This is a genomic window from Enterococcus sp. DIV1298c, from assembly GCF_017316315.1.
Classification (GTDB): Bacteria; Bacillota; Bacilli; order Lactobacillales; family Enterococcaceae; genus Enterococcus_B; species Enterococcus_B mangumiae.
The window spans coordinates 97,219-108,634 of record NZ_JAFLWG010000010.1; the positions used below are offsets into that span (position 1 = coordinate 97,219).

General features: G+C 37.4%; 11 protein-coding genes. 7 read left to right on the forward strand and 4 right to left on the reverse strand.

Annotation, left to right across the window (positions count from 1 at the left end; translation table 11 throughout):
• Nucleotides 1–109: 109 nt before the first annotated feature.
• Nucleotides 110–490 (reverse strand): PH domain-containing protein, encoded by a 381-nt coding sequence (locus JZO83_RS02480; protein WP_206856837.1) that lies wholly within the window; start codon nucleotides 488–490, stop codon nucleotides 110–112.
• Nucleotides 491–707: 217 nt separating this feature from the next.
• On the opposite strand from JZO83_RS02480, the gene JZO83_RS02485 reads away from it, so the two are divergent.
• Nucleotides 708–2,168 carry an NAD-dependent succinate-semialdehyde dehydrogenase gene (locus JZO83_RS02485; protein WP_207114904.1) on the forward strand — a complete coding sequence of 487 codons (1,461 nt, stop codon included), beginning with the start codon at nucleotides 708–710 and terminating at the stop codon, nucleotides 2,166–2,168.
• A 151-nt stretch (nucleotides 2,169–2,319) separates the two neighbouring features.
• On the opposite strand, the gene JZO83_RS02490 is transcribed toward JZO83_RS02485, so the two are convergent.
• Complete coding sequence (locus JZO83_RS02490) at nucleotides 2,320–3,276, reverse strand: glycosyltransferase family 2 protein (protein ID WP_206856833.1); 957 nt, start codon at nucleotides 3,274–3,276, stop codon at nucleotides 2,320–2,322.
• A 141-nt stretch (nucleotides 3,277–3,417) separates the two neighbouring features.
• Complete coding sequence (locus tag JZO83_RS02495; protein ID WP_206856830.1) at nucleotides 3,418–3,768, reverse strand: PepSY domain-containing protein; 351 nt, start codon at nucleotides 3,766–3,768, stop codon at nucleotides 3,418–3,420.
• A 198-nt stretch (nucleotides 3,769–3,966) separates the two neighbouring features.
• On the opposite strand from JZO83_RS02495, the gene pepA reads away from it, so the two are divergent.
• The 4 genes from pepA (at nucleotide 3,967) to ytpR (ending at nucleotide 6,836) form a co-directional block, all read left to right on the forward strand.
• Nucleotides 3,967–5,046 (forward strand): glutamyl aminopeptidase, encoded by a 1,080-nt coding sequence (gene pepA / locus JZO83_RS02500; RefSeq protein WP_206856824.1) that lies wholly within the window; start codon nucleotides 3,967–3,969, stop codon nucleotides 5,044–5,046.
• A gap of 102 nt (nucleotides 5,047–5,148) precedes the next feature.
• On the forward strand, nucleotides 5,149–5,487 hold the full coding sequence (locus JZO83_RS02505; RefSeq protein WP_339093310.1) for a thioredoxin family protein: 339 nt from the start codon (nucleotides 5,149–5,151) through the stop codon (nucleotides 5,485–5,487).
• A gap of 24 nt (nucleotides 5,488–5,511) precedes the next feature.
• Complete coding sequence (locus JZO83_RS02510; RefSeq protein WP_206856819.1) at nucleotides 5,512–5,967, forward strand: universal stress protein; 456 nt, start codon at nucleotides 5,512–5,514, stop codon at nucleotides 5,965–5,967.
• A 263-nt stretch (nucleotides 5,968–6,230) separates the two neighbouring features.
• Nucleotides 6,231–6,836: a YtpR family tRNA-binding protein gene (gene ytpR, locus JZO83_RS02515; RefSeq protein ID WP_207114905.1), complete on the forward strand. Its 606-nt coding sequence runs from the start codon at nucleotides 6,231–6,233 to the stop codon at nucleotides 6,834–6,836.
• A 55-nt stretch (nucleotides 6,837–6,891) separates the two neighbouring features.
• Here the strand turns inward: ytpR and JZO83_RS02520 are convergent, their stop codons facing one another.
• On the reverse strand, nucleotides 6,892–8,193 hold the full coding sequence (locus JZO83_RS02520; protein WP_207114906.1) for a trypsin-like peptidase domain-containing protein: 1,302 nt from the start codon (nucleotides 8,191–8,193) through the stop codon (nucleotides 6,892–6,894).
• A 427-nt stretch (nucleotides 8,194–8,620) separates the two neighbouring features.
• Between JZO83_RS02520 and rlmH the strand changes: the two genes are divergently transcribed.
• A complete protein-coding gene (gene rlmH, locus JZO83_RS02525; protein WP_206856814.1) occupies nucleotides 8,621–9,100 on the forward strand; it encodes a 23S rRNA (pseudouridine(1915)-N(3))-methyltransferase RlmH in 480 nt (159 codons plus the stop codon).
• 126 nt (nucleotides 9,101–9,226) lie between these two features.
• Nucleotides 9,227–11,032, forward strand: a complete 1,806-nt coding sequence (locus JZO83_RS02530; protein WP_207114907.1) for a DUF262 domain-containing protein — start codon at nucleotides 9,227–9,229, stop codon at nucleotides 11,030–11,032.
• Nucleotides 11,033–11,416: the final 384 nt, after the last annotated feature.

Sequence of the window (11,416 nt, forward strand, 5' to 3'; positions counted from 1 at the left end):
CACTATTTAAAAAAGAGTTTCTCACAGCAGTCGTCAATAGTTAAAAATCAGCCTACCCACCAAAGCTTGGAGTGTTTTGGTGGGCAGGCTCTTTTTATTGATCGTGAGATTAAGATAAAACAGCCGCTGCTAGCGCTTGTTGGACGGCGATGATATTCTTATCTTTTCTGAATTGTAGCGATTCAGCGGGTAATTCTGCACTAGAGATCCAAATCTTTAGTTCGGCATCTAAATCGAAATGTCCGCTTGTTTCAATCGAAAAACGTGAAATCGAGCGATAAGGAATCGATTTATATTCGCTTTTTTTGCCAGTCATTCCTTGTTTATCAACGATGATCATTCGTCGATCCGTAAAAATAATCAAATCGCGTACTAATTTGAATGCTAACTCGACCTGTTCTGTTGGAATCAAGATTTCTTGAACTTCTCTCGTAATATTCGTTGTATCTTTTTGAGTGGCATTGCCCATCAAGCCATCAAATAGTCCCATAAAAGCACCCCTTTGGTCATAGAATAAAAAAGCAAGTATTTCTTAAAGTCATTGTAACAAAGCTTTTGAATGAACTATAGTTTTATTATTCAAAAATAAGAAAAAACTATATGATTCATACGAATGATTTCAAAAAACTATCCTTAAACAGATGGTTTGAGGTTTGACTTTATTAATGTTACGGTTGTTATGTAATTGAGAATAAAGGAGGCAAACTATGGGCAAGTATGATTTACCGCAAGTAGAAACGCATCTTTATATTAATGGCAAATGGATTGAAGGATCTGAGGGCACAGTCGATGTTATCAATCCGGCAACTGGAGAAACGTTAGTAAGTGTGCAACAAGGTGGCGAAAAAGAGACAAAAGAAGCAATCGAAGCTGCGAATAAAGCATTTGAAGGCTGGTCAAGAACAGCACCAAGTGAACGAGCAAAACTAATGAACAAAATGGCTGATTTGGTCGAAGAAGATCGTGAACGTTTAGCAAAAATCATGACGATGGAACAAGGGAAACCTCTTGCTCAAGCCTCTTCTGAGATCCAAACAAATGTCGAAAATCTTCGATGGAATGCGGCACAAGGCCAACGAATCATGGGAGAGATCATTCCTTCACCTGATGGCAAAGAATGGCAAGCACGTAAACAACCAGTCGGTGTCGTAGGTGCGATCACACCATGGAACTTTCCTTCCAACATGATCATTCGCAAAATCTCGCCGGCAATCGCCGCAGGGTGTACGGTTGTCCTAAAACCAGCAAAATCAACGCCATTATCGGCACTTGCGTTAATGGAACTATTTCATAAAGCTGGCTTTCCAGATGGTGTTGTAAATATCGTCATGGGTGATTCCTCAACGATCGGGAAGATTTTATCTGAATCGGATGACATCCAAAAGATCACCTTTACTGGCTCAACAGAAGTCGGACAAATCTTAAATGAACAAGCAGCACCTACCTTGAAAAAAGTTTCTATGGAGTTAGGTGGACATGCGCCATTTATCATTTTCCCAGATGCGGATGTAGAGTTAGCCGTAGATACACTGATCAAAACAAAATTTATTAATAATGGGCAAGTATGTACGTCACCGAATCGAATCTTTATCCATAAAGAGATCAAAGAGCAAACAACCAAATTGATCGTGGAAAAAATCAAAGAAGTGACCGTAGGCAATGGACTGGATGATCCAACTACGGGACCTTTGATCAATCAAGAAGGTGTTGAAAAGGTCGAAGAACAGCTAAAAGATGCTGTAGCTAAAGGCGCAGAGATCTTAGCGGGCGGTCACCGACTCACAGACGGAGACTATGCAAATGGCTTCTTCTTTGAACCAACAGTTTTAGACGGTGTGAAAAAGGAAATGGACATTTTCTATAACGAAACATTTGGTCCAGTGATCCCAATCATTACGTTTGAAGAAGAAGAGCAAGTGATCAAAGATGCGAATGATACGATCTTCGGTTTAGCATCCTATTTCTTTGCGACAAATATCCATACGATCAACAATGTAAGCAATAAATTGCAATATGGTATGGTTGGCGTCAACAACACAGCCATCTCAAACTCTGCCACGCCATTTGGTGGGGTCAAACACTCAGGGTTTGGACGTGAAAACGGCACATTCGGCGTAGAAGAATACGTTGAAGTGAAGTTTGTGACGATTGCGACAGAAAATGAATAGAAAAACATTTTTTTAAGAGTGGAGACCTTCCATTCTTAAAACTATAGTCAAAAATACCCGAACGAATATTGAGCCATTGCAGAAATCACCACCATTTTCGGTGAGAAGCAAACTCTTTATCGTTCGGGTATTTTATTGTAAAACATTATAGCTAAGATTCTTTATTATTCTGGTGGTATTCATGGTACACATGATAGAGATTTAGTTCGTACTCTTTTTTCGCATTCGTAACGACGGTATCTAAAATCATACCGGTAACTAGCGAAAGTAAAGCTAAGATCATCAATCCTGTACTGAGAATAGCAGAAGGAACTTTAGTAATAAAGCTCGTCAACATAAACTCTCGAATCACAGGAATCCCAGTGAATAGGCCGGCTAAAAAGAATATGACTGTCCAGATATTGAAAAATAAGATTGGTTTATAGTCTTTGCACATTTTGATGATCATCATAATGACTTTAAATCCATCTGAAAATGTATTCAGCTTTGATTCGCTGCCTTCTGGACGGTCACGGTAATCAATAGGGAGCTCAACTAATTTGAATTTTTTATCTAAGGCGTGTATTGTCAATTCCGTTTCGATTTGGAAACCAGCACTCATGATCGGGAAACTTTTGACAAAAATACGATTGAATCCGCGGTAGCCCGTCATCACGTCTCTTATTTTTGTTTTATATAAACGAGTGATCGTATTTTTAACTAAATTATTGCCAAAATCATGGAACGCACGCTTATTTTCTTCAAAATAAGTGCCATTAGAAAGACGGTCGCCGATCACCATATCGGCTTCACCAGAACGCAATTTGTCTAAAAGTCCATGTACCGCTTCTGCCGGATAAGTATCATCTCCATCTACCATCAAATAGTAGTCGGCATCAATATCAAAAAACATTTGGCGGATAACATTTCCTTTTCCTTGACGAGGCTCTTTTTTGACAATTGCACCAGCGGCAACTGCTAAGTCGTAGGTTTTATCTGTTGAGTTATTATCATATACATAAATATCTGCTTCTGGTAACTCTCGTTTAAAGTCGGCAATGACTGTAGGAATCGTTGCTTCTTCATTATAACAAGGGATCAGGACAGCAATTTTTTCTTGTTGGACCATGTTTCACTCTCCTAAGTAATTTGAAAAAGTTCACACTAAGCATAACCTATCATGAACGTTTATACCAGTTTTTACGCAAAAAAAGAAGCTCTTATCCATAGGAAAACCTATTTCTAAGAGAATCTTTTAGAAATATTGAAATCAAGCATCTGTTCCTTTTTTTCTAGAAATATCTAAAACAGTTCCTGTATAGGCATCTGCTAAAAATTCATAGTAGACGACTTCCCCATCTTCTATACGAGAGATCCCACCACGATAGGCTTTAGAATGGATCGCGAATTTGCGTGTCGGTTCTTTTTCAAAGGAGATCCAAGAGCCTTCAATCGATCCTTCATCTAAAAATGCTTCTTTGATGGTAGCTAAGACTTCATCAGCGGACAATGTTTTGTTGCGGTTATACCACAATGCAGTTGCTACGCCACTTAATAATCCAAGACCAATTCCGACAGCTAAGCCACCTTTGAAATAGGCCTGTTCACTTTCTTCATACATGCTGCTAATCCCTCCTTTACATCTTCACAAGTTTCTTTGGTTTTATTTTACCACACTCTCGGATTTTCTTTGAAATAAATAACCGTTTTGAAATAAAATACGGTATAATAATCACGATAGATTTGTCCAGTTTTTTTTTGAGACAAATCAAAGCTGAGATTGAAGGGAGACAAGTCTAAATTTTAGACGATCATTATTATGGATAACAAAACATTTCAACGTATCAAAGAATTGACCGAATTACAAGGAACCAGCGGATTTGAACAAGATATCCGTGCTTACATGGAACAGCACATGGAGCCACTAGTTGATGAATTACAATTGGATGGATTAGGTGGAATCTTTGGATTACGCCATCACCAAGAGGCAGATGCCCCTCGCGTCATGGTTGCTGCCCACATGGACGAAGTTGGCTTTATGTTGACACAGATCCAAGACAATGGCTTGTTCAAAGTCGTTCCATTAGGCGGTTGGAACCCTTATGTGGTCTCTGCCCAACGCTTTACATTAAAAACATCAACGGGTAAAAATTACCCATGTATTTCTTCTTCAGTGCCACCACATTTATTGCGTGGTACAAGCGGACAAAAAGCAGTTGAAGTGACAGATATCTTATTTGATGCTGGCTTTGAATCAAAAGAAGAAGCAATGAGTTTTGGTGTGTTGCCAGGAGATACGATCGTTCCTTTTGCAGAAACAATCAAAACAGCGAATGGTAAAAACATCATCAGTAAATCATGGGATAACCGCTACGGTTGTACGATGGTCTTGGAAGCATTAGAAGCATTAGAAAAAGAAACATTAGGTCATACATTGATCGCCGGTGCTAACGTCCAAGAAGAAGTTGGCTTACGCGGCTCAAAAGCTTCAGTGAACAAATTCAAACCAGATCTATTCTTTGCTGTAGATTGCTCAGCTGCGGATGATACTGTGACGAAAAAAGGAACATTTGGTCACCTAGGGGAAGGCACATTGATGCGTATCCAAGATCCAGGATTGATCATGTTGCCACGTTTACGTGAATACCTATTGGATATCGCTGAAACAAACAATATTCCTTATCAATACTTCGTATCAAAAGGCGGTACCGACGCAGGTGCAGCGCATACACAAAATGAAGGAATCCCAAGTACGGTTATTGGTGTAGTCGGACGTTACATCCATACGCATCAAACAATGTTTAGTATCCGTGACTTTGAAGCAGCGAGAGAAATGTTGATCCAAACATTGAAAGGTTTAGATAAATCAACAGTGAATACGATTGTTTACGGAAAATAATCGATCAACGAGTAAAGGCTAGTCGCTTTTACTCGTTTTTTATTTTTTAGATATAGTTTGGTCAGTTTTTTGTAAAGGTGTATAATTTAAGTAGAACATAGAATAAGAAAGAAGTGTGATCAAATGATTATTCCTAAAAGTCTTGAGGAAGTAGCAGGTTATGTCGAAAAAGGCAATCATATCTTTTTCTTTACTGCCGATTGGTGTGGCGATTGTCGCTTCATCAAACCACAAATGCCAGAAATCGAGCGTCGCTTTTCAGAGTGGACGTTTGTAGAAATGGATCGAGATGCGTACATCGATTTAGCAGCAGAATGGAATATTTTCGGTATTCCAAGTTTTATTGTCATCAAAGATGGCAAAGAATTAGGACGCCTTGTCAACAAAGATCGTAAAACGAAAGAAGAAATCGAAGAATTCTTAACCAAAGCGATTCAGTAGGTAGAAACGAGAGGAGTGGCGAAAATGGAACAAGCATATAAGAAAATATTGGTTGGAATCGACGGAAGCGAGCAAGCCTTTGCTGCATTCAAAAAAGCCGTCGAGGTAGCTCGTAGAAACGAAGGAACAGTATACGTGACAAATGTAATCGACCAACAATTTTATCAGTTTATGGGATATACGCCTATTGACCAATCCTTGATCGATCAACAGACTGAAACAGCAAGACAATTGATTGATGAATGCAAAAATTACGGAAAATCTGTTGATTATCAGAAAATTGAAGGCGTTGTTGCTTATGGTTCCGTCAGAGAATCCATGGCAGTGAAACTGCCGAAGAAATACCAAATCGATTTGATCATGATCGGCCAATCAGGGTTGAATGCGGTTGAACGGTTTATGACAGGTAGTGTGGCAAGTTACGTGATTCGCCAAGCACCGTGCGATGTTTTAGTCGTTTCAGAACCAAGAGAAGCCTGAGCCATTCAATGAAGAGCTAAAACAGCAAACATAAAAAGACAAGGAAACGAAAAATCTCATCTTTTCTTGTCTTTTTTGTGAGGAGTTCTTTCCTTAATTTGTTGAAAGACTTTCTAAGAGAAATTATCATGCAAGAACTGCCTTTTTTTGTTAAGATAAAGCAAGAGAGTTTGGCACTGTTCTACGTAGTTTTTTACAAAGAGCGAAGTACTCAGTTGCCAAGAATAAAAACAACTTCAACAAATGATATTGGAGGAAACAAAATGATTTTTGCTTATAATCGCGCACATGTGGGCGACACATTAATGGTGATCGTAGCCGACGATAAAGGAACGGAAAACACCGTTACACGTAAATGGAATGTTGCGCAAATCAAGGATGAATCTGGACAAATCGTTGCATGGAACTTTTTCCATATCTCAGATCACCTAACAATTGAAGGGAATGGCCAAGTAACGATCTCAGAAGAACAACTAGCTGAACTGAATCGTTTGATAAAGGAAGCCGGCTTTGAAGAAACACTTGAAAAAGACAATCAACCGAAAATCGTTGTCGGTTACGTCAAAACTTGTGAACCTCATCCAGATTCAGATCATTTATCAGTGACTGAAACAGAAGTAGATGGTGGGGAAGTTTTACAAATCGTTTGTGGCGCACCGAATATTGAAGCAGGCCAAAAAGTAGTCGTTGCCAAACCAGGTGCGATGATGTCAGACGGTATGATGATTTGGCCTGGTGAGTTAAGAGGCGTCAAAAGTGACGGAATGATTTGTTCTGCAAAGGAACTGCATGTCCCTAATGCACCAGAGAAAAAAGGCATTTTGGTATTACCAGAAGATGCTGTTGTTGGTGAAGCATTTAAAATCTAATAGGTATAGAAAAAGACAAGTACCTCATCAAATTTGAGGTACTTGTCTTTTTTTCTTAATTATTTGAGCTGTTTGAATTATTTGAATTTCCTTGATTCAATGCGGTATTATCGATCGTCAATTCGATGTTTACTGTTTTTTCTTCTTCTCCACGGTAATAAGTGATCTTCACAGAGTCACCGACTTTTTTACCATAAAGCACAGATTGTAATTCAACACCAGAAGAAACTTCTGTATCATCGATTTTAGTGATAACATCATATTGTTCTAAGCCAGCTTTTTCCGCAGGAGTTGCTGGTTGAACAGAGCGGATGATCACGCCGTTTGTTACGGAAGAAGGTAATTTCAAGATTTGTTCCTGTTGTTGTGTAGAGACTGCTGAAAGATCAGTCATAGTGATACCTAGCGCAGGACGCGTCACTTTTCCATCTTTTTCAAGTTGGTTGATGATGTTTACGACATCATTACTTGGGATAGCAAAGCCCATTCCTTCAACGCTGACACTTGAAGAATCAGAAGTCGATGCAATTTTACTTGAATTGATACCGATCACTTGACCTTCAATGTTGACTAGTGGACCACCAGAGTTCCCAGGGTTGATGGCTGCATCTGTTTGGATCGCATTGATATTCACCGTTTCATTAGATTCATTTGTACTTGTTACTTGACGATTCAAGGAAGAAACGATTCCTGATGTTACGGAGTTCGCGTATTGAGAACCTAGAGGAGAACCAATCGCAATTGCTGGTTCGCCGACTTTCAATGAAGCAGAGTCGCCAAATGAAGCAACAGTGTCTACCTTGTCTGCACTGATTTTTAAAACTGCTAAATCAGTATAAGCATCTGTACCGACTAATTCAGCTTTCACTTTTGTACCATCTTTTAATAAAACTTCTAATCCCTGTTGTCCATCGACCACATGATTATTCGTTACGATATAAGCAGAATCGCCTTCTTTTTTATAGATCACGCCGCTACCTTCACTATAAGCTTGCAATTCACCGTCTTCGTCACCACTTCCTTGTTGTTGACCAAATAGTGAGCCAAACGGATCAGATGATGAACTTTGTTTTTGTAAATTGATGACAGAAACAACTGCCCCTTGTACTTTATCCACTGCGGAAGTGATATCTGAATCTACATTGACTTTCACATTTTCTACAACGGTTTCGCCTGATGCATTTTGTGTCCCGCTAGAAGAAGTTGTTACTGAATTTCCGCCCCCAGTCGCTGCATAAAAAATACCGAAAGTCAGTAATCCTCCAATCACGCCGCCAACTACGCCAAGACCTAGCTTACGCCAAATGCCATTAGATTTTCTTTTTTTCATTTTTGGTGTCACATCTCTTCTGTCCATGTGATCTGCCTCCATTTATTATTTTCTTGATAAGTTAAGTATAGACTTATTTGCTAAATTTAGTCTACTTCCAGACTGTGAACTTTTTATGAAAAACTTTAGGAAAAATGATTGTTTCCATATGAAAAAATAAAATAGATAGTTATACACAGAGAATGTGGAAAACTAATTGTAAAAAATGCGAATAAGTAATGAATAAAGTTATCAACAGCTTGTGGAAAAAGTGGAAAAACCTGTGTGAAACATATGTTTGCTTAAGAAATACTTATGAAATAAGCACTAAATAGCCCGAATACTGTGGATAAACCTGTGGAAGATGTGTATAACTATGTGGGAAAACTTTTTTAAATCTCTTTGTTGAATAAGCATCCTCTATTATAATAAGAAGGTAGCATTCGATAGGAAAGAACGAGGGAAAGAAAAGATTATGAATATAAAAATTATTTCAGTTGGAAAATTAAAAGAGAAATATTTGATCCAAGGAATCAATGAATACGTCAAGCGACTTAAAGCTTATGGGAAAATTGAACTAGTCGAAGTTCCTGACGAAAAAGCACCAGAAAATCTTAGCGATGCCCAAATGCGTCAAGTCAAAGAAAAAGAAGGCGAACGCATTCTTTCAAAAATCAAAGATCATGAATATGTCTACGCACTAGCAATCCAAGGAGAAAATCCTACAAGCGAAGCCTTTGCCAAACAAATCGACCAATTAGGCATCCAAGGAAAAAGTCAGCTCGTCTTTGTCATCGGCGGGTCACTAGGATTAAGCGACGACGTCATGCAACGCAGCAATGCCCAAATCTCCTTCGGCAAAATGACCTATCCGCATCAACTAATGCGCCTGATCCTCGTTGAGCAAATTTATCGTGCGTTTCGGATCAATACGGGGGCTCCTTATCATAAGTGAGGATCGCAAAGTAAAATATTATAAAATCTGTTATCTATTAAAAAAGTCATTCGGTTATATCAGCTATGTTAGAATAAAGTAAATAGATATATACCTAAAAATAGTGCCGTTTCGGAGGTTTGAATTATGACAACGACAATCGAAGTGAACAAACAAAGTGTGAGGCAATTTCTTGAAACAGGAAAACTCAAAAAATTTGTTATTCCAGAATATCAACGTCCATATGCTTGGACTGACGAACAAATTCAAGTGTTGTTTGATGACTTAGCAGAGTACACTGCCAATAATAACGAGAGTACTTATTTTTTGGGGAGTATCGTGGCTTATGAAAATGAACAACAAGAACAAGAAATCATTGATGGTCAGCAACGGATAACTACGCTATTTTTATTACTTAGAGCGATCTATGGTAAATTAGAAAATAGTAGTGAGAAAGAAGCAGTATTCTTGAAGAGTCAAATTGAACCTGCCTTATGGGAACAAGATGATCTAACTGGCGAGGTTAAGTTAGATAAAATTTTGATCAGGTCTAAGGTAATGGGGGACGAAGGCAATGAAGAATTTGCCAATATCCTAGTAAGGGGTCAAGCTGATGTTAAATCAAAAAGTAATTATTCAAAAAATTATATCTTGATCCAACACTTATTAAATGATTATGCAACAAATGAACCACTGTCATTTTATCGGTTTATTAGTAATATATTGAATAAGGCTATTTTATTACCAATCACTGCGGATACTCAGGATACAGCGCTGACTATTTTCTCCACATTGAATGATCGAGGACTTGCGTTATCAGACGCAGATATCTTCAAAGCAAAAATTTATAATCATTTGGATGTTGAAGGGAAAAATGATTTCATAGAAAAGTGGCAGCAACTGGATGAAGAGGCTACTAATGCTAATGAAAGTATTCAAAAACTATTTTATTATTATATGTTTTATTTGAGAGCATTGGAGAATGATCGTAATACTACAACACCTGGAGTAAGGAAATATTACTCAAAAAATAATTTTGAACGATTATATTCCGATGATGTATTAACTAATCTGAATACAATACTTAATTTATGGATTGTAGTAAATAATAGAAATTCACTCGATGGTCAACCGTGGTCAGAAAATAAAGAGATTAAGCAAGTGCTTGATTGTTTAACTTCCTATCCTAATGAATTTTGGAAATATCCAGTCGTGACTTATTATTTGCATTATCATAAAAGTGTTGAATTTGAGGATGATTTTTTAGCATTTCTTCGTCGTTTATTGGCAACATTGTCAGCTAGATACATTGTAACTCCGACAATTAACGCAGTAAAAAGAGGGATCTTGAATTTGAATGCGGAAATTGTCAAATCACCTAAACCTAAGTTTGACTTTACTCCGATAGATGAAAAAGAATTAAAGGAAAAAATAAAAGATGCCCATCGTAATACAGTACGCATGATACTGAAGATGATTTCCTATCAACATCAGGAAGATCTATTGCCCGAAAAATGGGAGATCGAGCACATCTTCCCTCAAAAATGGCAACCGACTTATTTTCCTACTACATCAGATAAAGAAGTAAGAAGTCTAGTAGAACATATAGGAAATAAAATACCATTCGAGAAAAAGCTGAATATCACTGCAAGTAACGGTTATTTTACAAAGAAAAAAGAAATTTACAATCAATCAAGAGTCGGTATATTGCGTGAATTATCTAATTCTCATAATGATTGGGGCTTAGATGAAATTCGTGAGCGAGATATACGTATTGCGGATGAATTATTCAATTTGTTAAGTCAGTGGGGGCTTTATCAAAGTGAAACAGAAGAGAGTAGACAACTAATTCCTATCCCTGAAGATAAGCTAAGTGACTATCAACAATTTATCAAGATATTTAATAAAGAGGATTCGGATGAAACAAGACAAATGTTTTTAACTATGATGTAGGTGAATCCTAGATACGGAAGAGAAGTAGGAAATATTCAAACAACTATTAAAATTGGCATTAACGGTTGAAATATTGTTGTGGTTATACAGATAATAAAAAGTGTCATAGCTAGTGTTATCTGCTTTTCCCTTTAGAAAGAAAATAATCTATGTATGAGGTATTCCTTTTTGATGATAGGAATACCTTATTTACTTTGAAAAAAGCATTTCTTCTTTATTTTCTAGCCCAGTATCATAATTGAAAGACAGTATGCTATAACAGATTCCGAGTATTTTTTAATCTATAAAAAATCAAATTTTCTTATTGAAGAAATATATATATAAGATAACTAAAATTAATTTTAGTTATTTAAACGATTATGAAACTAAAACGATATTTTATGA

Coding starts and splice junctions, on each gene's coding strand:
- JZO83_RS02480 (WP_206856837.1), bottom strand. CDS start 490: ATGGGACTATTTGATGGCTTGATGGGCAATGCCACTCAAAAAGATACA.
- JZO83_RS02485 (WP_207114904.1), top strand. CDS start 708: ATGGGCAAGTATGATTTACCGCAAGTAGAAACGCATCTTTATATTAAT.
- JZO83_RS02490 (WP_206856833.1), bottom strand. CDS start 3,276: ATGGTCCAACAAGAAAAAATTGCTGTCCTGATCCCTTGTTATAATGAA.
- JZO83_RS02495 (WP_206856830.1), bottom strand. CDS start 3,768: ATGTATGAAGAAAGTGAACAGGCCTATTTCAAAGGTGGCTTAGCTGTC.
- pepA (WP_206856824.1), top strand. CDS start 3,967: ATGGATAACAAAACATTTCAACGTATCAAAGAATTGACCGAATTACAA.
- JZO83_RS02510 (WP_206856819.1), top strand. CDS start 5,512: ATGGAACAAGCATATAAGAAAATATTGGTTGGAATCGACGGAAGCGAG.
- ytpR (WP_207114905.1), top strand. CDS start 6,231: ATGATTTTTGCTTATAATCGCGCACATGTGGGCGACACATTAATGGTG.
- JZO83_RS02520 (WP_207114906.1), bottom strand. CDS start 8,193: ATGGACAGAAGAGATGTGACACCAAAAATGAAAAAAAGAAAATCTAAT.
- rlmH (WP_206856814.1), top strand. CDS start 8,621: ATGAATATAAAAATTATTTCAGTTGGAAAATTAAAAGAGAAATATTTG.
- JZO83_RS02530 (WP_207114907.1), top strand. CDS start 9,227: ATGACAACGACAATCGAAGTGAACAAACAAAGTGTGAGGCAATTTCTT.